The 21,209-nt window shown below is 61.4% G+C and carries 19 protein-coding genes and 1 riboswitch; of the genes, 12 read left to right on the top strand and 7 right to left on the bottom strand.

Annotated features, from left to right (window positions below; genetic code table 11):
* Positions 1–7: 7 nt before the first annotated feature.
* Positions 8–114: riboswitch (S-adenosyl-L-homocysteine riboswitch) on the bottom strand.
* A gap of 190 nt (positions 115–304) precedes the next feature.
* Together BM317_RS13840 and BM317_RS13835 are read left to right on the top strand one after the other, a co-directional pair.
* The gene (locus tag BM317_RS13840; RefSeq protein WP_060740235.1) at positions 305–706 is read left to right on the top strand and encodes an acyl-CoA thioesterase; all 402 of its coding nucleotides are present in this window, start codon (positions 305–307) and stop codon (positions 704–706) included.
* 117 nt (positions 707–823) lie between these two features.
* Complete coding sequence (locus tag BM317_RS13835) at positions 824–1,705, top strand: formate/nitrite transporter family protein (protein WP_092176589.1); 882 nt, start codon at positions 824–826, stop codon at positions 1,703–1,705.
* 27 nt (positions 1,706–1,732) lie between these two features.
* On the opposite strand, the gene BM317_RS13830 is transcribed toward BM317_RS13835, so the two are convergent.
* Together BM317_RS13830 and BM317_RS13825 are read right to left on the bottom strand one after the other, a co-directional pair.
* Complete coding sequence (locus BM317_RS13830; protein WP_092176585.1) at positions 1,733–3,694, bottom strand: patatin-like phospholipase family protein; 1,962 nt, start codon at positions 3,692–3,694, stop codon at positions 1,733–1,735.
* Positions 3,695–3,939: 245 nt separating this feature from the next.
* A complete protein-coding gene (locus BM317_RS13825; protein WP_092474627.1) occupies positions 3,940–5,100 on the bottom strand; it encodes an MFS transporter in 1,161 nt (386 codons plus the stop codon).
* A 301-nt stretch (positions 5,101–5,401) separates the two neighbouring features.
* Between BM317_RS13825 and BM317_RS13820 the strand changes: the two genes are divergently transcribed.
* Both BM317_RS13820 and BM317_RS13815 read left to right on the top strand, forming a co-directional pair.
* Positions 5,402–6,235 carry an EamA family transporter gene (locus BM317_RS13820; protein ID WP_092474624.1) on the top strand — a complete coding sequence of 278 codons (834 nt, stop codon included), beginning with the start codon at positions 5,402–5,404 and terminating at the stop codon, positions 6,233–6,235.
* A gap of 39 nt (positions 6,236–6,274) precedes the next feature.
* On the top strand, positions 6,275–6,658 hold the full coding sequence (locus BM317_RS13815) for an MAPEG family protein (RefSeq protein WP_060740239.1): 384 nt from the start codon (positions 6,275–6,277) through the stop codon (positions 6,656–6,658).
* 142 nt (positions 6,659–6,800) lie between these two features.
* Here the strand turns inward: BM317_RS13815 and BM317_RS13810 are convergent, their stop codons facing one another.
* The gene (locus BM317_RS13810) at positions 6,801–7,988 is read right to left on the bottom strand and encodes a murein transglycosylase A (protein ID WP_092474622.1); all 1,188 of its coding nucleotides are present in this window, start codon (positions 7,986–7,988) and stop codon (positions 6,801–6,803) included.
* Between the two features lie 125 nt (positions 7,989–8,113).
* Between BM317_RS13810 and BM317_RS13805 the strand changes: the two genes are divergently transcribed.
* The gene (locus BM317_RS13805; protein ID WP_092474620.1) at positions 8,114–8,563 is read left to right on the top strand and encodes a c-type cytochrome; all 450 of its coding nucleotides are present in this window, start codon (positions 8,114–8,116) and stop codon (positions 8,561–8,563) included.
* 48 nt (positions 8,564–8,611) lie between these two features.
* Here the strand turns inward: BM317_RS13805 and BM317_RS13800 are convergent, their stop codons facing one another.
* A complete protein-coding gene (locus tag BM317_RS13800) occupies positions 8,612–9,007 on the bottom strand; it encodes a DUF1090 domain-containing protein (RefSeq protein WP_060740242.1) in 396 nt (131 codons plus the stop codon).
* 89 nt (positions 9,008–9,096) lie between these two features.
* Complete coding sequence (gene ligB / locus BM317_RS13795) at positions 9,097–10,770, bottom strand: NAD-dependent DNA ligase LigB (RefSeq protein WP_092474618.1); 1,674 nt, start codon at positions 10,768–10,770, stop codon at positions 9,097–9,099.
* Between the two features lie 206 nt (positions 10,771–10,976).
* Between ligB and BM317_RS13790 the strand changes: the two genes are divergently transcribed.
* Positions 10,977–11,597, top strand: coding sequence for a LysE family translocator (locus tag BM317_RS13790; protein WP_092474616.1), 621 nt, complete (start codon positions 10,977–10,979; stop codon positions 11,595–11,597).
* Positions 11,598–11,852: 255 nt separating this feature from the next.
* On the opposite strand, the gene metK is transcribed toward BM317_RS13790, so the two are convergent.
* Together metK and BM317_RS13780 are read right to left on the bottom strand one after the other, a co-directional pair.
* Positions 11,853–13,043 carry a methionine adenosyltransferase gene (gene metK / locus BM317_RS13785; protein ID WP_060740245.1) on the bottom strand — a complete coding sequence of 397 codons (1,191 nt, stop codon included), beginning with the start codon at positions 13,041–13,043 and terminating at the stop codon, positions 11,853–11,855.
* Positions 13,044–13,062: 19 nt separating this feature from the next.
* Positions 13,063–14,058 carry an ArsR/SmtB family transcription factor gene (locus tag BM317_RS13780; protein WP_092176560.1) on the bottom strand — a complete coding sequence of 332 codons (996 nt, stop codon included), beginning with the start codon at positions 14,056–14,058 and terminating at the stop codon, positions 13,063–13,065.
* 310 nt (positions 14,059–14,368) lie between these two features.
* On the opposite strand from BM317_RS13780, the gene tkt reads away from it, so the two are divergent.
* From tkt to fba, 6 genes are all read left to right on the top strand, one after another.
* Complete coding sequence (gene tkt, locus BM317_RS13775; RefSeq protein ID WP_092176556.1) at positions 14,369–16,366, top strand: transketolase; 1,998 nt, start codon at positions 14,369–14,371, stop codon at positions 16,364–16,366.
* Between the two features lie 150 nt (positions 16,367–16,516).
* A complete protein-coding gene (gene epd / locus BM317_RS13770; RefSeq protein WP_060740248.1) occupies positions 16,517–17,572 on the top strand; it encodes an erythrose-4-phosphate dehydrogenase in 1,056 nt (351 codons plus the stop codon).
* Positions 17,573–17,596: 24 nt separating this feature from the next.
* The gene (locus BM317_RS13765) at positions 17,597–18,760 is read left to right on the top strand and encodes a phosphoglycerate kinase (RefSeq protein ID WP_092176552.1); all 1,164 of its coding nucleotides are present in this window, start codon (positions 17,597–17,599) and stop codon (positions 18,758–18,760) included.
* Positions 18,761–18,791: 31 nt separating this feature from the next.
* On the top strand, positions 18,792–19,016 hold the full coding sequence (locus BM317_RS13760; RefSeq protein WP_092176548.1) for a hypothetical protein: 225 nt from the start codon (positions 18,792–18,794) through the stop codon (positions 19,014–19,016).
* 56 nt (positions 19,017–19,072) lie between these two features.
* Positions 19,073–19,408 carry an MliC family protein gene (locus tag BM317_RS13755; RefSeq protein WP_092474614.1) on the top strand — a complete coding sequence of 112 codons (336 nt, stop codon included), beginning with the start codon at positions 19,073–19,075 and terminating at the stop codon, positions 19,406–19,408.
* A 242-nt stretch (positions 19,409–19,650) separates the two neighbouring features.
* Positions 19,651–20,715, top strand: coding sequence for a class II fructose-bisphosphate aldolase (fba, locus tag BM317_RS13750; protein ID WP_003177554.1), 1,065 nt, complete (start codon positions 19,651–19,653; stop codon positions 20,713–20,715).
* Positions 20,716–21,209 lie beyond the last annotated feature (494 nt).

The raw sequence follows: 21,209 nt of genomic DNA, 5'->3' as shown, positions 1-21,209 counted from the left end.
TAATGTATGCGAATGGGCGCCGTTGTGCGTTTAGTGTCCGTGCGGGCAGGCCCGTACAAACAACGCCCCATCCGAGCCTGACAGGTCGAGCCTGCTGCAGCGCCCCTCGGACAGGTGGCGGGAACGGTCCAACGGGTGGACCGGGTAAAACGGGGCGATTATAACGGGCTAATCGGATCTTCCAAAAGGGTTTCTGTCGGCAAATCAAAATTGCCGATGACCGTCATAGGGCCCGCGACCTAGAGCCTGACCGCCCGGTCTGCCATGATGCGGCTATTCAACGGCCAGACGCACAGGAGTGAACATGAATTTCCACACCCGCAAATGGGTCAAGCCCGAAGACCTCAACCCCAACGGCACGCTGTTCGGCGGCAGCCTGTTGCGCTGGATCGACGAGGAGGCGGCGATCTACGCCATTGTCCAGCTGGGTAACCAGCGCGTGGTCACCAAGTACATCTCGGAAATCAATTTCGTCAGTGCTTCGCGCCAGGGCGACATCATCGAGCTGGGCATCACCGCCACCGAGTTTGGCCGCACCTCCATCACCCTGACCTGCGAGGTGCGCAACAAAATCACCCGCAAGAGCATCCTGACCGTGGAGAAAATGGTCTTCGTCAACCTCGGCGAAGACGGCTTGCCCGCGCCCCATGGGCGGACCGAGATCACGTACGTTAAGGATCAGTTCAAGGAGGATGTCGTCGGGTGAGATCGGCGGCGCTGTCATCGCGAGCAAGCTCGCTCCCACATCTGTGTTTGGGGTGCCACTGAACAGCTCCGAGCGCCGCGTGTCGTAGGTACATCACGCCACCGGTTCAGGAGCTGTATGGACACCCACAAAGACGGCAAGACCCCTGATCTTTCGGCTCAGGAGCAGCATGAAGTCGACCGTAACCAGCCGCCGCGGGCGGCGGTGTTGCATGAAATCATCCGCACCCAGGGCAATCTGGAGCTGGAACGTAGTATCGCCGCGCTCTGGTGGTCGGCCCTGGCAGCGGGATTGACCATGGGGCTGTCGCTGATGGCGATGGGTTTGCTCAGCTCCCGGCTGCCGGATCACGAGGGCTTCAAGGTCATCGCCAGTTTCGGTTACTGCGCCGGCTTTCTCGCGGTGATCCTGGCCCGCCAGCAACTGTTCACCGAAAACACCCTGACCGCTGTGCTGCCGATCATGAGCAAACCCACGCTGGGCAACTTCGGTCGGTTGTTGCGGCTGTGGGGGGTGGTGCTGGTGGGTAACCTGTGCGGCACCTTGCTGGTGGCCTACGTGATGCTGCATCTGCCGATTTTCGACCCGCGCACCGACCAGGCTTTCCTGGAGATAGGCCGCAAGGTCATGGAGAACGACACCGGCCAGATGTTCGCCAAGGGCATCATTTCCGGCTGGATGATTGCCACCATGGTCTGGATGATCCCGTCCATGGAAAGCGCCAAGATGTGGATCATCATTTTGATCACCTACCTCATGGCGCTGGGGGATTTCACCCACATCGTCGTCGGCTCGGCCGAAGTGTCCTACCTGGTGTTCGCCGGAGAGCTGGCCTGGAAGGATTTCTGGCTGGTGTTCGCCGGGCCGACGTTGGCGGGGAACATCGTCGGCGGCAGCTTTATCTTTGCCTTGATCAGTCATGCGCAGATTCGCAGCGAGGAAGGGCCGCCCAAGGCCAATCGTTCGACGGAGGATGGGCGGCGTGCTGATTCGCAATGACCGGGCACCTGGGCGCAGGCTCCTGGCTCAGGCGAGCGGTTCTGGGTACAACATGTTGAGCAGTGTGGTGCGGGTGTGCGATTCGGGATTGGCCAGTCCGGTGGAGCGTGATACGTAATTATCGATAACCCGCTTGAGTGCATTGTTGAAGGTCTCTTTGCTGCGCACCTCCTCCAGGTCTCGGACGACACCCTTGATGAGCTTTTCGTTCCAGTCGGTTTGACCGTTTAGAAAGATCGAAGGGTACAGCACGTACCGCACGACGTTATCGACGCGTGTAGCAAGGTCTCGCTGATTCATTTCCTCGACGGCGTGGCGCGTGACTGCGGAAATCCCGCTGGGCGCGTCCTTGTCCCAGCGAGCGGCAGCCTGCAGGTACTGCATGAAATCCGGATCACTATTGTGATTGAGCCGTTTAGCCAGCCATTCCAGCTTGTCGGGATGGTCTGCAAGTTGATCGAGGGTCCCAATGGCCATTCGGATTTGCTGGCTCGGTTCCAGTCTGGTGGAGGTTTCATTCGCCTCTTTGATGGCGATTTTCAGTTGCGTCCACGCTTCCTGTGCCTGGCGCTTGAAGGCAATGACTTGCGCGCAGGTTTCGTCTCTTTCCAATTCCGGGCTTAGTTGCTCGAGTTCTTTGTCACTCAGTGCCAGCAGGGCTGCTTCGGTCGAGTCAAACCAAAAGGTTTGCTGTGTTGCATTGCGTGCGTCGAGATGGATCTGGACAGCCTCACGCGTTTTTTCCTGGAGATAATTCTTGGTTGGCTCGGGCATGCTGAATCGAACCGTTCCACTGAGCGTCCCAGTGAAATCACCTTTAGGGGTATTCAGCGGAGCGACAACGATCTGGTTGGCGAAGCCCTTCATCTGTTTGGCATTCAGCGCAGAGTAAGCCGCGTGAGGCGCCTTGAGGAATTTGTCAACGAGGGCCGATATACCCGTCCCCCTTTGGCTTATTTGATCCGGTTCCCCACCTTCGAATACCAGGATCAAGTGTTCCTTTTCCGGGATCGGGCTCATCTGATGAACCGGATTGTAGAGGGCCGATATCGGTGTGTTGTTCAGGATGCCACCGTCGGCAACCGCCGTGGTTTCGCCCGTTCGCTGGAATGGGAGCCCTTGCACGATCGGTTTACTGAACACTACCGGCAGCGCAGCGGAGGTATGCGCTGCCACGGCGATATCCATATCAGGGGTGGTCTTAGCGCTATAAACCAATAATTGCGCGCCCCCCTCCACCATGACGGTGCCGGTGATTTCCACGGATTTAATCTGGGGAATCTCTTTGCTCAGGACATCCAAGTCGCCAAAGGTGACAAATTTTTTCTCGCGCACACTGTCGATGACTTTCTGGGCTTGCGGGGAGAGGGGTGTCGTTACGTTGTCGCAACGCTGTAAAAGCGCCGCGCAAGATTCCGTTCTGATCAGCTCCTCCAGCGGCATCCCTTTGGAACCCAGGCGTGGCACCAGATCACAAATCAGCTGTGCCAACGGGATCTTCTTCAGTTTCTTGCCTAAATTCGACCATCCATCCTGTCTGGCTGAAACACCAGGATCGGCGCTATTGAGCAAGGAGATGAGGGAAACCTTGTCTGAGATCCTATCGAAGTCCGCGTGAGTCATGCCGCTGGCGAGTAAAACAGCCGATATGGCTCCCGCGGACGAACCGGTGATCATTTCGATAACGTCCATGACACCGTTGGCTTCGAGCGCTTCCACGAGTCCGGAAATGACCACACCCTTGGCACCACCGCCACTCAGGTTCAGTTCTTCAATGGCCGGCCGATTCCTGCTGACTTTTACTCTACCGTCGTCGTACCGGGTGATTGATGTCGACCCATCTGGCCCTCCGCATAGCAACGTGCTACCACGTTCTGAGCTCGCTGACTCTTGGCTTCGGCAATCGGTTTTCTTAGGGCTGACCTCTTGAGGCTGCGACTGGATGTAGCTCTGGAGCCCGGTGGATGAGGTTGATGATGGTACAGGCATGCAGGTTCGTTCCTTGGACCCATGGAGTAGGGGGTCGAACTTTAAACAAAACCTGAAGGCATTTTCCCCGATGACTCAATTGGAAAAAATATCTGCCGCCGGCCCGCATTCGCCGGTGGACCTCAAACGAAGAGCTCTGGAACGGGGCCTCCAGCAGGCTGGTAAAACAACCTGCGCGTGCCGGGATATTTTCTTACTGAACGCGCAGCGTATTCACTCGTGGGTTGGATAGATTTCTCCGGCCCTCAAACAGCGACTGCCGCCAAGCGTCGTTGTCGATGGATAAAGAACAAGGCAGTCAATACCGTGAGGCCGCCGACCGCTGCTCCAGTCCAGGGGAGATCCGCCAGGTCGGCACCACTGGCCACGACCAACCCACCCATCCAGGCCCCGGCGGCGTTGCCCAGGTTGAATGCGCTCTGGTTGAGTGTGGAACCGAGGTTCGGTGCTTCGTGGGCCTGGTCGATGATCAGCAATTGCAGGATCGGGCACAGGGCGAAGGCGAAGATGCCCCACAGCACCAGGGTGATTGCTGCTGGGATCACCGACCGGCTGGTCTGGCTGAACGCGGCCAACACCAGCACCACGGCCAGGGCCATGCCGACGAGCGAAGGCAGCAGGCGCCGGTCCGCCAGGCGTCCACCGAGGAAGCTGCCGGCCGTCAGACCGACGCCGAACAACAGCAGCATGACGGTGATGCCGTGGGGGCTGACACCGGTGATGTCCTGCAGGATCGGCGCGATGTAGGTGAATACGCTGAACAGACTGGTAGAGGCCAGTACGCTCATGCCCAGGGCGAGCAACACGTTGACCTTGCCCAGGACCTTGAACTCACTGGCCAGGTTGGCTTTGTCCATGGGAATTTCCTTGGGCAGCCAGACCCATTGGGCAATGGCCGCGATCACGCCGATGATCGAAACCGCCCAGAAGGTCGAGCGCCAGCCGGCGTATTGACCCAGGGCCGTGCCCAACGGAACGCCCAGCACGTTGGCCAGGGTCAGGCCGGTGAACATCATGGCAATCGCCTGGGCCCGCTTGTTCGGCGCCACCAGCCCGGCGGCCACCACCGAGCCGATGCCGAAGAACGCCCCGTGGCACAGCGCCGTGATCACCCGGGCAGCCATCAGCGTGGTGTAGTTCGGCGCCAGGGCGCAGAGCACATTGCCGAGAATGAACATCAGGGTCATGCCCAACAGCGTGGCCTTGCGCGGCATGTTGGCGGTGCCGATCGCCAGGATCGGCGCACCGAACACCACGCCCAGGGCGTAGCCGGTGATCAGCAGCCCGGCCAGGGGAATGCTCACGGCCAGGTCCCGGGCGACATCGGGCAACAGCCCCATGATGACGAATTCAGTCGTGCCGATGCCGAAAGCGGCAACGGCCAAAGCAAGCAAGGCGAGTGGCATGCGCAAGGTCTCTGTCTGTAGTCTTGACGCCCGGATCAGGCATACGCATGCCGGCGCCCGGTTCTAGTGAACTTGGCAGCAGCAGAATTATTGGAATTGGCTTATGCGCAACTGAGTGCGGCGTGATCGGCCTGAAGTATAAACGATCGCGAATCAATTCATGAGCCCCGCTGATCGTAGGAGCTGTCGAGTGAAACGAGGCTGCGATCTTTCCACTGACAATTGAGTCTGGCGTGAAAGATCAAAAGATCGCAGCCTTCGGCAGCTCCTACGGGCGGAGGGACAAGACAAGGAGCGTGCCGTGCTTGCGACGGCCTTGGTGTTGGTAGCGGCGCTGTTGCATGCGGCGTGGAATACGCTGATCAAATTCAGTGGCGAGCGTTTGCTGGTGGTGGCGTGCATGGACAGCGTCGCCCTGCTGTTCGTCGCGTTGACCCTGGGCTTCGTGGCATTGCCGCCGTTGGAGATCTGGCCGTGGATCCTGGCCTCGGCGGCGTTCGAGCTGTTGTACCGCTATTTGCTGATCCAGGCTTATCGGGTCGGAGACCTGGGATTGGTCTATCCACTGATGCGTGGCCTGTCGCCGCTGGTGGTGCTGGCCCTGACGTTTATTTTCGCTGGTGAAGCGCTGACGACCCAGCAGGTCATCGGTATCTTGCTGATCCCGTTCGGCATGCTTTGCCTGTTGTGGCAGGGCGGTGGCGGCGACCGGCTGCCCTGGTCGATGTTGCCGGTGGTGGCGCTGATCGGCCTGTGCATCGGTTGCTACACCTTTATCGACGGCCATGCCCTGCGGCGTTGGTCCCATCCGCTGGATTACCTGGTCTGGGTCACGCTGCTCAGCGCCTGGCCCTTCCCCTTGCTGGCGTTGGTGAGCAAACGGCCGGCGTTCATGCGGTTCTGGCACGAACAGTGGCGGCTGGGGTTGGCGGTCGGATTCTGCGTATTGTTCAGCTACGCTCTGGTGCTATGGGCCATGCAACTGGGTTCGATCGCCGAAGCGGCGGCGCTGCGGGAAATCAGCGTGATCCTGGTGGTGCTGTTCGGCATGCGCTACCTGAAAGAACCTTTTGGCTTGCCGCGGCTCTTAGCCTGCGGGCTGGTGCTGATTGGCATGCTGGTGATGAAAGCCTGACGCTCGATTCTCTATAAAACTCAAAAAAGGAAGTGCGGTATGACGGTTGCCCTGTGGTGTGTGTTGATTGCTTTTCTCCTGCCTTACCTGTGTATCGGGATCGCCAAGGCCGGTGGGAAATACCGGTTGCAGGATAATCACGACCCCCGGGATTTTCTCGATTCACTCGAAGGCGCCCCCCGGCGTGCCTACGCGGCGCAACTGAACAGCTTTGAAATCAGTCCGTTTTTCGCCGCCGCCGTGATCGTCGCGCACCTGGCCGGCAACGCCGAACTGGTCACCATCAATGTGCTGGCGGTGCTGTTCATCACCAGCCGCCTGCTCTACATCATTTGCTATCTGGCGGACTGGGCGATTCTGCGTTCGCTGGTATGGTTCGTGGGGGTAGGGTTGGTGGCGAGTTTCTTCTTCGTTTCGATTTGAGCCTGGCGGCGTCTGTACTGGGGCTTATCGCGAGCAAGCTCGCTCCCACATTGATCTAGTCGCACACAAGAGATGTGTCCACTGGCGATCAACTGTGGGAGCGAGCTTGCTCGCGATGGGGCCGGAACATCAGCACATCTCTTCAGGGATTGGCGGTCACCGCATTCGCCACCTGCGGCACTTGCGGCAACGCCATGCCCTTGGGCCAGAGCATCCAGATCTGTCCCTGTTGCTTCATGTCCCCGGCCAACTGCCCTGCGGCCTCCCCCGTGCCCCAGAACAGGTCCGCCCGCACTTCGCCGGTAATCGCACCACCAGTGTCCTGGGCGGCGACGGGGCGATTCAAGGCGCTGCCGTCGGGGCGAGTGGTGGATAACCACAGCAGGCTGCCCAGCGGAATCACCTTGCGGTCCACCGCCACGCTGTAGCCGGCGGTCAGAGGTACATTCAGCGAACCGCGCGGGCCTTCATTGCTGTCGGGGTTGCGGTTGAAGAACACGTAGCTGGGGTTGCTGGCGAGCAATTCGGGAATGCGGTTCGGGTTGGCCTTGGCCCAGGCACTGATGGTGCCCATGGTCACGTCTTCTTTCTTGAGTTCGCCTTGTTCGACCAGCCAGCGTCCGATGGGGCGGTAGGGATGGCCGTTCTGGTCGGCATAGCCGATGCGCAGTTGGCGGCCGTCAGCCAGTTGAATGCGTCCCGAACCCTGGATCTGCAGGAATTGCAGGTTCATGGGATCGGTCAGCCAGGCAATGACCGGCGCCTTCACGCCGTTGGTCTCGATGGTGGCCGCGTCGTCATACGGCTTGAGCACCCGACCTTCGAGGCGGCCGCGCAGGCGTTTACCCTTGAGCTCAGGGTAGAGGCTGTCCAGCGACACGATGATCATGTCCTCCGGTACACCGTAGACCGGAATATTCGCCGTGGTGGTCTGGGTGAGGCTGCCGGGGTAGACCGGCTCGTAATAGCCGGTAATCAGGCCGTTGGGGCTGTTGTCCCCCGAGCGCAGGCCATAGACGTCCAGGTTCTGTTTCAGGAAGTTGCGTACATCCTGTGGGGTTTGCGGCACGTTGGCCGCTGCCGCACAGGTCGGACCCCAGGTTGCATCGGCCTTGAGCCGGGTGCACGCGCCGCGCCAGGAACCGAAACCGGCCAGCAGGTCTGCATCGGACACCGCCGGCAGCGCCTCCCAGGGGGCGCTGACATAGGTGGCGAGGGCATGGGTCTGAGGTTCTTCGACCTTTTCGCCGCGGTTACAACCGGCCAACAGTGCGATCAGCGGTAGGGTCAATGCCAGGCCTTTGTGCCAGGGCTTGATGCGGCTGTTCATGAAGATTTCCTTTGCAGCCATTCGGGCGCTGTCAGGCGCTCGAACAACCCGTATTGTTGATAGGGCCATTGGTCTTTACCGATGACCCGAGGATACTAACCGCCGTTTCCTGCCCCGAGGCCAAGATGTTTGTAAAACGATTTTCCATGGCTGTGCTGGCCTGCCTGATGTTGTCCGCCTGTGGCGGCGTCGACCCCAATTCTCCCCTGGGCCAGCGCAAGACGATTTTCAAGCAGATGCTCAAGACCAATGAAGAGCTGGGCGGCATGTTGCGCGGCCGAGTCCCGTTCGATGGCGCACGCTTCGCCGAGGGCGCGGCGCAATTGGACCAATTGTCCCATGAGCCGTGGAAGCACTTCCCGCAAGTGCGTGAGCAAGACCACACCAGCGCCCGGGATGACGTCTGGCAAAAACAGGCGCGTTTCCAGGAACTGGCTCGCAGCCTTGAAGCGGCCACCGGTGAGTTGGTAACCGCCAGCAAAGTCCAGCCTTACAGGGCCAGTTACCTGGGGCCGGCGGTGCAGAAGGTCGAAGATGCGTGCAGTGCCTGTCATAAAGAGTTTCGGGATTATTGACATGCCTTGAACGATCGCAGGCTTCGCCAGCGCCTACAGATCGGATGTTCACTTATCCAACTCATCCACCGCTTCCTGCAGCTCCTTGCGGGAGGTTGCCAGCTTGTCCTTGCGTTTGTTGATCCGCTCGGCGTCGCCTTTCTTCATGGCCTTTTCCAGGTCGGCCTGACGCCGGCTGACCTCGTGCTTGGCATCGAGTACCTTGTTTTCACGCTCCTTGCGCAAGGACGCATCGGTGCAATGGGTGGTGACTTCGCTCAATGCGGTTTCCAGGCCTGCCTGCTGGTCCTGGTTGCCACGGGACTTGGCCAGTTCGATCTGGTTGATGATGCCCTGGCGCTTGGCCGCGCAGCCGGTGAGTTCCGGGGTTTGTTCGTCCGCCAGCAAAGGGGCGGCCATGGCGCTGCATAAGACCAGCAGGGCAACGGGGGACAGGAAATTCATAGCAACTCCGTAAAAAATCGCGAGCGGTCGGTACAGATGCGCTGTTGGAGCGCATGTTCGCCTCTTGGGTTCAACCGCACGGGGCCGGATTAAAAACCGTCGACCCCGGCGGAGCGTAATACGTCACTCAAGGCCAGCACCTGCGGGTCGCGAAAAAAGGCGCTCAATTGCGCGGCGCGTCCCGCTCCGATGCCGACTTCGGCTTGCCATTGTTCGGTGCTGCGCTCGGCCAGCGCCTGCCACGGCCCTTCCAGCCGGGCCCCACCGATGGGTGGCAGGCCCAAGGCCTTGAGCCATTGCCCGAAAGGGCGTTGCCGGGCGCTGTCGAGGCTGGCGAGCAGGCGCGCGCTGGTGCGTTCGCCGAAGCCGTCAATGTTAGCAAGCTCGGCGGCATCGAGGGTCAACCAATCCAACAATCCGTGAAGCCTGCCGGCAGCCAGGAGTTTTTCCCAGGTGCCGGGGCCGACATGGGGCAGGGCGAGCCCGTGCTTGCCGCTGAGCCAGTTCAGGCGTGCGAGGAATTGGCTTTCGCAGCCGGGCGTCGCTTGCCAGCAACTCAAGAAGTGATGATCGCTCGCCGCGGGGGCATTGACGTCCTGGCGCTCGAGGCTGCGCAGCACCACCTCGTCGAGTCGTGGAATGGTCAGCCCGGCCAGGCTGATGGCGACCCGATCTCCGGGACGGATGTCCATCTCCTCCCAGCGCTTGAGGGAACTGACGCTGACCCGGCGAATCCGCCGGTCGTCGAGCAGGGTCGGTTCGAGTTCCAACACAGGAGTGATGCGCCCGGTACGCCCGACCTTGAAGCGCACCTTGCGCACTTCGGCCAGGGCCTGGGCATACGGGTATTTCCAGGCCACGCTCCAGAACGGCGTCCTGGCCTGCCAACGGTCGGCGGGTGGGCGGCGGCTCTGGCGCAGGACGATCCCGTCACTGGCGAAGGGCAGCGGTGTGCGGTACCAGTGGTCGCGCCACCGCTGGGCATCCCTCAGTGTCCGGACAGGTTGGTTGTAGTCGTGGGTGTCAGCGAAACCCAGCGCGTTCAGCGCGGCCATCCGCTCTGGCAGGGTGCCGGGCCCTTCAGGCCAGTCCCAGACAAACAGGCCGATGGAGGATGCCTCCTGCGCCGTCAAATTGTTGCGCGCCATCAAACCCGCCACGGTTGCGCGGGCGTTCAGGCTGCCGCGGCTGGCTTGGACATGGGCGTCCAGGCGCCAGTACAACTCGCCCTGGACGACCAGGTCCACGGGCTGGCGCAGTTGCTGCGCGATGGCGCCGATCTGGTGCGCACTCGCGGTCCAGTCATGCCCCAGGACGCCATCGCCGCGGCTGATCGCCTGATGCAGGCGACCCTTGCGGTAAACCAGGGAGACCGCCACGCCATCGACTTTCGGTTGCGCCCAGACGTCCGCTCGACCGAGCAGCCAGGCCTCCACGGCGTCGGCGTCCTTCAGTTTTTCCAGGCCGGTATGGACGACGGGGTGCCGCACCTTTCCGCGCGCTGAGCGCAGGGGCTCGTCGGGTGTCGCGAGATGGAAGCAGCGGCGCCATTGGCCCAGCTGTGTGCGGGATTGATCATAAAGCTCATCGGCCACCAGCGATTGGCCGAGGCGGTGGTAACGATCATCCCAGGTGTCGATTTGCTGTTGCAGCGCGGCGATCTCCGCCCGGGCCCGTTCAGCGGGCCAGTCGGGACAGGGTGCGGCTAGCGCGGGGAGGGCCATGAATGCGAGGCAGGCGAGGGCATAGAGGAACGTTGGCATCGAAGCATCCTTGCTCGGTTGAGTATCTCAAGGCTAGTCAGCGTCCCGGCTGTTGCGAGGGGCGGAGCGTTACCGGATTTTGCGGCGCCTGGTGGCAAAGTCGCGGCGGTACAGTCCCGCGGGATTTCGCCACGCAACTGTCCCTTGAACCCCTCGATGACCGGTGCAGAATGAGCCTTCGATCCACCTCTGCCTGGAACGCCCGAATGGACCTGCCGACACTCGCTGTTTTCATTCCGGCCTGCTTTGCGCTGAACATGGCGCCGGGGCCGAACAACCTGCTCTCCATCAGCAACGCCTCGCGTTATGGCTTCGTCCGGGCGTGCAGCGGCGGCATCGGTCGGTTACTGGCGTTTGCGATCATGATCGCCCTGGCTGCGGTGGGGCTCACCGCCGTGTTGCACACATCGGAGCTGCTGTTCCTGGGGATCAAGCTCGTCGGTGCCGGTTACCTGTTCTATCTGGCCGTGCAGTTGTGGCGGGCCCGGCCCGAGGCTGACAGCGAAGCCGGGCTCGCATCGATGACCCGGGCCGGCCTGGCGCGCCAGGAGTTCCTGGTGGCGATTGGCAATCCGAAGGCAATTCTGTTGTTCACTGCGTTCCTGCCGCAATTCGTCGACCGTACAGGTACCGTCACTCAACAATTCGCCGTGCTGGGTGGCTTGTTCCTCGCGCTGGAGTGCATCGCCATCGGGTTGTATTGCTATATGGGCATTTACGCGCGGCGGCTGTTCGCCCGGCCCAGTGGCAAACGCCTGTTCAATCGAATGTGTGCGGGGCTGCTCGCAGGTGCGGCTTCGTTTTTGCTGGTGGCTCGGCGGGCCTAGACTCTCTGAGGGCCCTGTTGGAACCGAGGACATGGTCCCCCTGTGGCGAGGGGATTTATCCCCGCTGGGCTGCGAAGCGGCCCCAAATGGTCAAGCACCGTTAACCTGACACACCGAGGTGGCTGGTTTGGGGCCGCTGCGCGGCCCAACGGGGATAAATCCCCTCGCCACAGGGTCGGTGCCTGACATTGATTTTTTTAATAGAAAAAGCCCCTGACGACCCAGTCGCCAGGGGCTTTTTCTTACTCGCGGGTGTTACAGGCCGGCAGCGGCGCGCAGGGCGTCCGCGCGGTCGGTCTTTTCCCAGGTGAACGTGGTGAAGGTATCGCCATCGACAGTCCTGGTCTCTGGCGTACGACCGAAGTGACCATAGGCGGCGGTTTCCTGGTACATCGGGTGCAGCAGGTCGAGCATGGTGGTGATGGCGTATGGACGCAGGTCGAACACTTCGCGGACCAGGTTGATGATCTTGTCATCGCCGATCTTGCCGGTGCCGAAGGTGTTCAGCGAGATCGATGTAGGCTGGGCGACGCCAATGGCGTAGGACACCTGGATCTCGCAGCGCTCGGCCAGGCCGGCGGCCACGATGTTCTTGGCGACATAACGACCGGCGTAGGCGGCCGAACGGTCAACCTTGGAAGGGTCCTTGCCGGAGAACGCGCCACCGCCGTGACGGGCCATGCCGCCATAGCTGTCGACGATGATCTTGCGACCGGTCAGGCCGCAGTCGCCCACCGGGCCGCCGATGATGAACTGGCCGGTCGGGTTGATGTGGAACTGGGTGTCCTTGGACAGCAACTCGGCAGGCAGCACGTGCTTGACGATCAATTCCATCACGCCTTCGCGCAGGTCTTTGTAGGACACCTCAGGGTTGTGCTGGGTCGACAGGACGACGGCGTCGATACCGACCACCTTGCCGCCTTCGTAACGGCAGGTCACCTGGGACTTGGCGTCCGGGCGCAGCCACGGCAGCAGGCCGGATTTACGGGCCTCGGCCTGGCGTTTAACCAACTGGTGCGAGAAGGTGATCGGGGCCGGCATCAGCACGTCGGTCTCGTTGCTGGCGTAGCCGAACATCAGGCCCTGGTCGCCTGCGCCCTGGTCTTCAGGCTTGGCCCGGTCAACGCCCTGGTTGATGTCCGGGGACTGCTTGCCGATGATGTTCATCACGCCGCAGGTCGCGCCGTCGAAGCCGACGTCGGAGCTGTTGTAGCCGATGCCCAGGATGACGTCGCGAACGATCTGTTCCAGGTCGACCCAGGCCGACGTGGTGACTTCGCCAGCGATGATCGCCACGCCCGTTTTCACCAGAGTCTCGCACGCCACGCGGGCGAACTTGTCTTCAGCAATGATGGCGTCCAGCACCGCATCAGAAATCTGGTCGGCGATTTTGTCCGGATGCCCTTCAGACACGGACTCGGAGGTGAAAAGGGAGTATTCGCTCATCTCGATGTTTTCCTACAAGTTACCGTTGGTGAGTGTCGCCAGTGGGTCGCTGAAAGTGGCGAACCTGGATCTGGAAACCATTACGTAAGCCTACATAGAGGCTTTCCCCGGGCACGAGGCCCGCTGCGGTGGCCCAGCGGGCCAGGTCGTCCTGTTCAAAGCCGAGCCAGAGGTCGCCGCAGGCTTCCCTGGCCCAGCTCTGGTTGTGGCTGCATAACTCGGTCACCAGCAGGCTGCCGCCCGGTTGCAGCAGGCGCGCCATGTGCTTGAGTGCATCGGCCGGCGCGGCGAAATGATGCAGCACCATGTTCAATACCACGCAGTCGGCCTGCAGGCTCATGCCATCCAGTGCATCGGCCAGTTGCAGGCGCACATTAGCCAGGGCCTCGCGCTCACACACCTGGCGCGCCAGTTCGAGCATGGCCGGGCTGTTGTCCAGTGCCGTCACCTGGCTGAAGCGCCGCGCCAGCTCCGGCAGAAAGGCGCCATCGCCGGGACCGACTTCGATCGCCGTGGCCGCAGGCTCGAAGCTCAATTTGTCGAGCAGCGCCACCACGCTTTCACGGTATTGCGGCAAGCCGGCGATCAGGTCTTGCTGGGCGCGAAACTTCTCGGCGACCCGTGCGAAGAAGTCCTGGCTGGCGGCCGCCCGCTGCCCGTGAACCTGGGTGATGCGAGCCTGCACGTCGGTCGGCAGGCTCAGTGCGTCCACTTCGTCCAGCAGCGCCGCGTGCAGCTTGCCGCCCAGCAGGTCGGTGTGGGGCAGGGCGCGACGATAGAAAATGGCGTTGCCTTCCCGGCGGGTCGCCACCAGGTCGGCCTGGGCCAGGACCTTGAGGTGGTGACTCATGCCGGACTGGCCGATGCCGAAGATCTGCGCCAGTTCCAGCACGCCGAACGAATCGTTGGCCAGGGCACGCAATACATTGAGCCGCAACGGATCGCCGCCGGCCTTGCAAAGGGCCGCCAGCTCATCGCAGTCGTCGTGGCGAATGGAGGGCGCGGGCAGGTTCATAGTGGGGCCGTCTGTTTCATGAGTGGGGCGGTCCGTTTCAGTGAGGCAGTCTAGTGAGGGGTTTGGATCATCGCAAGTTCAATATCAAAAAGTTTTGATATTGGATGATAAATGGCACTTCCCACTCCGTGCTTGACTCTACAGGCCATCAGCGGAAAGGTTTCACCCGGCGAATGCGACTTTATCCACCGGAAAAACGCTCAAGGATGACTATCTGTCATTGCCCCGGAGCGGGTGGGTGAGGGAAAATGCTCGCCTTTTTCAGTTTCGTTTTATTCATTCTCGATTCAATACCCGCAGGAGAACAGCGATGCCCAGCCGTCGTGAGCGTGCCAATGCCATTCGTGCCCTCAGCATGGATGCCGTGCAGAAAGCCAACAGCGGCCATCCCGGTGCCCCCATGGGTATGGCGGATATCGCCGAGGTGCTTTGGCGCGACTACCTCAAGCACAGCCCGAGCAATCCTTCGTTCGCCGACCGTGACCGCTTCGTGCTGTCCAACGGCCACGGTTCGATGTTGATCTACTCGCTGCTGCACCTGACCGGCTATGACCTGTCGATCGATGACCTGAAGAACTTCCGCCAGTTGCACAGCCGCACCCCGGGCCACCCGGAATACGGCTACACCCCAGGCGTGGAAACCACCACCGGACCATTGGGCCAAGGCCTGGCCAACGCCGTGGGTTTTGCCCTGGCGGAAAAAGTCCTGGCGGCGCAGTTCAACCGCCCAGGTCATAACGTCGTCGACCACCACACCTACGTGTTCCTGGGCGATGGCTGCATGATGGAAGGCATTTCCCATGAAGTCGCCTCCCTGGCCGGTACCCTGGGCCTGGACAAGCTGATCGCGTTCTACGACGACAACGGCATCTCCATCGATGGCGAAGTCGAAGGCTGGTTCACCGACGACACCCCCAAGCGCTTCGAAGCCTACAACTGGCTGGTGATCCGCAACGTCGATGGCCACGATCCGGAAGAAATCAAGACCGCCATCGAGACCGCTCGCAAAAGCGCCCAGCCGACCCTGATCTGCTGCAAGACCACCATCGGTTTCGGCTCGCCGAACAAGCAAGGCAAGGAAGACTGCCACGGCGCACCGTTGGGGGCCGAGGAAATCGCCCTGACCCGCGCTGCGCTGAAATGGAACCATGGCCCGTTCGAAATCCCGGCCGACATCTACGCCGAATGGGATGCCAAGGAAAAGGGCCGTGCGCTCGAAGCCGAGTGGGACCAGCGTTTCGCTGCCTATTCCGCCGAATTCCCCGCGCTGGCAAACGAGCTGGTGCGTCGCCTCAGCGGCGAGCTGCCGGCCGACTTCGCCGAAAAAGCCTCGGCGTACATCGCTGAAGTCGCCGCCAAGGGCGAAACCATCGCCAGCCGCAAGGCCAGCCAGAACACCCTGAACGCCTTCGGCCCATTGCTGCCGGAACTGCTGGGCGGTTCGGCCGACCTGGCCGGTTCCAACCTGACCCTGTGGAAAGGCTGCAAAGGTGTCAGCGCCGAAGACGCCAGCGGCAACTACATGTACTACGGCGTTCGCGAGTTCGGCATGAGCGCAATCATGAACGGCGTTGCGCTGCACGGCGGCCTGGTACCTTACGGCGCCACTTTCCTGATGTTCATGGAATACGCCCGCAACGCCGTGCGCATGTCGGCGCTGATGAAAAAACGCATCCTGTATGTGTTCACCCACGACTCCATCGGCCTGGGCGAAGACGGCCCGACGCACCAGCCGATCGAGCAACTGGCGAGCCTGCGCTGCACGCCGAACCTGGACACCTGGCGCCCCTGCGACGCCGTGGAATCGGCCGTGGCCTGGAAATACGCCCTCGAGCGTAAAGACGGCCCTTCGGCGCTGATCTTCTCCCGCCAGAACCTGCAGCACCAGAACCGCGATGCCGACCAGATCGGCGACATCACCCGCGGCGGCTACGTGCTCAAGGACTGCATCGGCGAGCCTGAACTGATCCTGATCGCCACCGGCTCCGAAGTCGGCCTGGCCGTCCAGGCCTACGACAAGCTGACCGAGCAGGGCCGCAACGTACGCGTCGTGTCCATGCCGTGCACCAGCGTGTTCGATGCCCAGGATGCTGGCTACAAGCAGGCGGTGTTGCCGCTGCAAGTTAGCGCGCGGATCGCCATCGAGGCTGCCCATGCCGATTACTGGTACAAGTACGTGGGCCTGGAAGGCCGCGTGATCGGCATGACCACCTACGGCGAATCGGCGCCTGCGCCGGCGCTGTTCGAGGAGTTCGGCTTCACCCTGGAAAACATCCTGGGTCAGGCTGAAGAGCTGCTGGAAGACTGATCCGCAAACAGGTTGTCTGTTTTGACGCCATCGCGAGCAAGCTCGCTCCCACAAGGATTTTCACCGACCCTGTGGGAGCGAGCTTGCTCGCGATAGCGCAGGCTCAGGCATTACTGGACTGAAGGATTCACCACGGTAACCGAGAACCCCATGCCCCAACCGCGTCCCTACAAAGTTGCACTCAACGGCTACGGCCGGATAGGTCGTTGCGTCTTGCGTGCGTTGTTCGAGCGAGGGGCCAAGGCCGATTTCGAAATCGTGGCGATCAATGACCTGGCCGACATGGCCAGCATCGAATACCTGACACGCTTTGACTCCACCCACGGCCGGTTTCCCGGCGAAGTGCGGGTAGAGGGCGATTGTCTGCATATCAATGGCGACTGCGTGAAAGTGCTGCGCAGTGCCACCCCCGAAGGCATCGATTGGGCGTCCCTGGGCGTCGATCTGGTGCTCGAGTGTTCCGGTGCCTACCACACCCGCGAAGACGGTCAGCGTTTTCTCGCGGCCGGCGCGCCACGGGTGCTGTTCTCCCAGCCGATGGCCAGCGAAGCGGATGTCGACGCCACCATCGTCTACGGCGTGAACCAGGATTGCCTGACCGGCGAAGAGCTGCTGGTGTCCAACGCATCCTGCACCACAAACTGCGGCGTGCCGCTGTTGCGCCTGCTGGACCAGGCCATTGGTCTGGAGTACGTGTCGATCACCACGATCCACTCGGCAATGAACGACCAGCCAGTGATCGACGCCTACCACCATGAGGACTTGCGCCGCACCCGTTCGGCGTTCCAATCGGTGATTCCGGTGTCCACTGGTCTGGCGCGCGGCATTGAACGGCTGCTGCCGGAACTTGCCGGGCGAATTCAGGCCAAAGCCGTGCGGGTGCCGACGGTCAACGTGTCCTGCCTCGACATCACGATGCAGACCGTGAGCGATACCGACGCCACCGAGGTCAACCGGATCCTGCGCGAAGCCGCCACCAGCGGCCCGCTCAAAGGCCTCCTGGCTTACACCGAGTTGCCTCACGCCAGTTGTGATTTTAACCATGACCCCCATTCGGCCATTGTCGATGCCAGCCAGACCCGTGTTTCCGGGCCGCGGCTTGTGAACATCCTGGCCTGGTTCGACAACGAATGGGGGTTTGCCAACCGAATGCTGGACGTTGCCGAGCATTACCTGCAAACCGCTTCGAAAAAACCTGCTCTCTAAACAGTTACCCAGGAATTGCGACCCATGACCGTGTTGAAGATGTCCGACCTCGATCTGCAAGGTAAGCGCGTACTGATCCGCGAAGACCTCAACGTCCCCGTCAAGGACGGTGTTGTCACCAGCGACGCGCGTATCCTGGCCTCGCTGCCGACCATCAAGCTGGCCCTGGAAAAAGGCGCGGCCGTGATGATCTGCTCCCACCTGGGCCGTCCGACCGAAGGTGAGTTCTCGGCGGAAAACAGCCTCAAGCCGGTAGCCGATTACTTGAGCCGGGCCCTGGGCCGCGACGTGCCGTTGGTCGTGGACTACCTGGGCGGCGTCGATGTGAAGGCTGGTGATGTCGTGCTGTTCGAAAACGTGCGCTTCAACAAGGGCGAGAAAAAGAACGCCGATGAATTGGCCCAGCAATACGCCGCCCTGTGCGACGTGTTCGTGATGGATGCCTTCGGCACCGCTCACCGCGCCGAGGGTTCGACCCATGGCGTGGCGAAATTCGCCAAAGTCGCAGCCGCAGGCCCGTTGCTGGCGGCCGAGCTGGATGCACTGGGCAAGGCCCTGGGCTCGCCGGCCCAGCCGATGGCCGCCATTGTGGCCGGCTCCAAGGTCTCCACCAAGCTGGACGTGCTCAACAGCCTGAGCCAGGTGTGCAACCAGTTGATCGTCGGTGGCGGCATCGCCAACACGTTCCTCGCCGCCGCCGGTCACCCGGTCGGCAAATCCCTGTACGAACCGGACCTGCTGGACACCGCCCGGGAAATCGCCGCCAAGGTCAGCGTACCGTTGCCGGTGGACGTGGTCGTGGCCAAGGAATTCGCTGAAAGCGCGACGGCCACCGTCAAGCTGGTGGCCGACGTGGCCGACGATGACATGATCCTCGACATCGGCCCGCAAACCGCAGCCAACTTCGCCCAATTGCTGAAATCCTCCCAGACGATCCTGTGGAACGGCCCGGTCGGCGTGTTCGAGTTCGACCAGTTCGGCAACGGCACCAAGGTGTTGGCCCAGGCCATCGCCGAAAGCGCTGCGTTCTCCATCGCTGGCGGCGGCGATACCCTGGCGGCCATCGACAAATATGGCGTGGCCGACCAGATCTCCTACATTTCTACCGGTGGTGGCGCATTCCTCGAGTTCGTCGAAGGCAAAGTGTTGCCGGCCGTGGAAGTCCTGGAAAGCCGGGCCAAGGCCTGAGGCGGCGTTGACCAGGCAAAGGAGTGTTCTGATGGTCAAGACGTTCACGTTGTTGCTGGCGGCAACGATGCTGGTGGCTTGCTCGAGCAGCCCGCAGGCTCCGGCCCCGCAAACCGGCACGCCGACGCCCGAAGAAGGCTGTTACCAGGCTGACTGGCAGGCCGAGACGAATCCGGTGCTGAACAAGCGTTCCGGACCGGACGGCCTGGACAAATACGAGACGCAAACCCCGGCCAAGGAACATGGTTGTCCTTGACGGGTCTGACTCTTAACTCATGGCGGGCGGCGAGTGCCGTCCGTCGAGGAACACGGATGAAAGGCTTGATCGCCGTTATGGCCTTGGCATTGCTGGCCGGTTGTTCGCAACTGGGTTTTTTGCAGTCGTCCGAGCCTGTTGAAGAGGGCTGGACGAGCTGGACCTGTGACAGCGAGGCCAAAGTGCTCTGGCGCTACGCCGATGCCGCCCGCAAGGAAGTCGATGTACGCCTGGGCGGTGCCGATAAGGTTTATCGCCTCAAGCTTGAGCCGGGTGCCGAAGGTTCGCTGTACAGCGATGACATGCTGGCGTTTCACGTCAAGGGTGAGGAAGGCCTGGTGTATTGGGTCGCCACCAATGACTTGATTGGGCGTGGCTGCAAGGCTAATTGATCCAGAGAGATCCAATGTGGGAGCGGGCTTGCTCGCGAATGCGGCGGGTCAGCTTGCATATCTGCTGAATGTGAAACCGCATTCGCGAGCAAGCCCGCTCCCACAGGGGTCTCTATAGTTTTGAGATTTTGTTCCACCGAACACGCAGCTCGGGCCAACCCCCGATCCGCAATGACTTGAATAGCCGCCGCCGCTCCGGCAGGCTGGCACGATTAACGACCCTCGACCGGGAGAGAGACACAATGGCACTTATCAGCATGCGTCAGATGCTGGACCACGCAGCCGAGTTCGGCTACGGCGTTCCAGCCTTTAACGTCAACAACCTTGAGCAGATGCGCGCCATCATGGAAGCCGCTGACAAGACTGACTCTCCGGTGATCGTCCAGGCTTCGGCCGGTGCCCGCAAATACGCCGGCGCGCCGTTCCTGCGTCACCTGATCCTGGCGGCGATCGAAGAATTCCCGCACATCCCGGTGTGCATGCACCAGGACCACGGCACCAGCCCGGACGTCTGCCAGCGCTCCATCCAACTGGGCTTCAGCTCGGTGATGATGGACGGTTCCCTGGGCGAAGACGGCAAGACCCCGACCGACTACGAATACAACGTCCGCGTCACCCAGCAGACCGTGGCCATGGCCCACGCCTGCGGTGTGTCGGTGGAAGGTGAGCTGGGTTGCCTGGGTTCGCTGGAAACCGGCATGGCCGGGGAAGAAGACGGCATCGGTGCCGAAGGCGTGCTGGACCACAGCCAGATGCTGACCGACCCGGAAGAAGCGGCGGACTTCGTCAAGAAAACCCAGGTCGACGCCCTGGCCATCGCCATCGGCACCAGCCACGGCGCCTACAAGTTCACCAAGCCACCGACCGGCGACGTGCTGGCTATCGACCGCATCAAGGAAATCCACAAGCGGATCCCCAACACCCACTTGGTGATGCACGGTTCTTCCTCGGTACCGCAGGAATGGCTGGCGATCATCAACCAGTACGGCGGCGACATCAAGGAAACCTACGGCGTGCCGGTTGAGGAAATCGTCGAAGGTATCAAGTACGGTGTGCGTAAGGTCAACATCGACACTGACCTGCGCCTGGCCTCTACCGGTGCCATGCGTCGTTTGATGGCGACCAATCCGAGTGAGTTTGATCCGCGCAAGTTCTTCGGCGCCACTGTGACGGCCATGCGTGATGTGTGCATTGCGCGTTATGAGGCGTTTGGGACTGCCGGTAATGCTTCCAAAATTAAGCCGATCTCGTTGGAAGCGATGTATCAGCGGTATTTGAAGGGTGAGTTGAACGCTAAGGTTAACTGAGGCTTTAGTGGTGTGAGGAAACCCGCAGTGATGCGGGTTTTTTTATGTTTTGGGTTTGTGTGTATATCCGTTTCTTGGGTAACGGCGGCTTATGGTTCCGCTCTTACAGCGGCTCACTTTTGAGAAGCGCAAAAGTAAGCAAAACGCTTTTGCCCCACCACTCGGTGCCTCGCCTAGGCTCGGCATGCCCTCACTCCGGCATTGCTCCGTGGGCCCGCCGCGAAGGGCCATCCATGGCCCAGCGCGGCTATCCCGGCATCCATGCCGGGATGCCCACTCCACAATGCCTGCGTTCGGCCATCGTGGTTAACGGGGCGTCCGAGATCAACGTCCACTGCGAGGCGGCCTTATAGCCGACCTGGTTTAGGGGGGACCGCGTTTCTCCTGTGGGAGCGAGCTTGCTCGCGAAGGACATCAACGATACAGGGTCTACTGCACGTTAATCGTCCAGTTCACATTGCAAAGCGACCTCAAAGTCCTGCCCCCCATAAAAA

The sequence above is a fragment of the Pseudomonas sp. NFACC24-1 genome (genome assembly GCF_900115235.1).
Taxonomy (GTDB): domain Bacteria; phylum Pseudomonadota; class Gammaproteobacteria; order Pseudomonadales; family Pseudomonadaceae; genus Aquipseudomonas; species Aquipseudomonas fluorescens_AA.
The sequence above is the reverse complement of the archived record's forward strand: the minus strand, read 5'-3'. Positions and strand labels throughout refer to the sequence as shown.

Excerpts from the sequence above, each read along its gene's own strand:
- BM317_RS13790 (WP_092474616.1), top strand. The coding sequence starts at position 10,977 with ATGGACCTGCCGACACTCGCTGTTTTCATTCCGGCCTGCTTTGCGCTG.
- tkt (WP_092176556.1), top strand. The coding sequence starts at position 14,369 with ATGCCCAGCCGTCGTGAGCGTGCCAATGCCATTCGTGCCCTCAGCATG.
- BM317_RS13810 (WP_092474622.1), bottom strand. The coding sequence starts at position 7,988 with ATGAACAGCCGCATCAAGCCCTGGCACAAAGGCCTGGCATTGACCCTA.
- metK (WP_060740245.1), bottom strand. The coding sequence starts at position 13,043 with ATGAGCGAATACTCCCTTTTCACCTCCGAGTCCGTGTCTGAAGGGCAT.
- BM317_RS13835 (WP_092176589.1), top strand. The coding sequence starts at position 824 with ATGGACACCCACAAAGACGGCAAGACCCCTGATCTTTCGGCTCAGGAG.
- BM317_RS13780 (WP_092176560.1), bottom strand. The coding sequence starts at position 14,058 with ATGAACCTGCCCGCGCCCTCCATTCGCCACGACGACTGCGATGAGCTG.
- BM317_RS13755 (WP_092474614.1), top strand. The coding sequence starts at position 19,073 with ATGAAAGGCTTGATCGCCGTTATGGCCTTGGCATTGCTGGCCGGTTGT.
- BM317_RS13815 (WP_060740239.1), top strand. The coding sequence starts at position 6,275 with ATGACGGTTGCCCTGTGGTGTGTGTTGATTGCTTTTCTCCTGCCTTAC.
- BM317_RS13800 (WP_060740242.1), bottom strand. The coding sequence starts at position 9,007 with ATGAATTTCCTGTCCCCCGTTGCCCTGCTGGTCTTATGCAGCGCCATG.
- BM317_RS13805 (WP_092474620.1), top strand. The coding sequence starts at position 8,114 with ATGTTTGTAAAACGATTTTCCATGGCTGTGCTGGCCTGCCTGATGTTG.
- BM317_RS13830 (WP_092176585.1), bottom strand. The coding sequence starts at position 3,694 with ATGCCTGTACCATCATCAACCTCATCCACCGGGCTCCAGAGCTACATC.
- BM317_RS13840 (WP_060740235.1), top strand. The coding sequence starts at position 305 with ATGAATTTCCACACCCGCAAATGGGTCAAGCCCGAAGACCTCAACCCC.
- ligB (WP_092474618.1), bottom strand. The coding sequence starts at position 10,770 with ATGCCAACGTTCCTCTATGCCCTCGCCTGCCTCGCATTCATGGCCCTC.
- BM317_RS13760 (WP_092176548.1), top strand. The coding sequence starts at position 18,792 with ATGGTCAAGACGTTCACGTTGTTGCTGGCGGCAACGATGCTGGTGGCT.
- BM317_RS13765 (WP_092176552.1), top strand. The coding sequence starts at position 17,597 with ATGACCGTGTTGAAGATGTCCGACCTCGATCTGCAAGGTAAGCGCGTA.
- epd (WP_060740248.1), top strand. The coding sequence starts at position 16,517 with ATGCCCCAACCGCGTCCCTACAAAGTTGCACTCAACGGCTACGGCCGG.
- BM317_RS13825 (WP_092474627.1), bottom strand. The coding sequence starts at position 5,100 with ATGCCACTCGCCTTGCTTGCTTTGGCCGTTGCCGCTTTCGGCATCGGC.
- fba (WP_003177554.1), top strand. The coding sequence starts at position 19,651 with ATGGCACTTATCAGCATGCGTCAGATGCTGGACCACGCAGCCGAGTTC.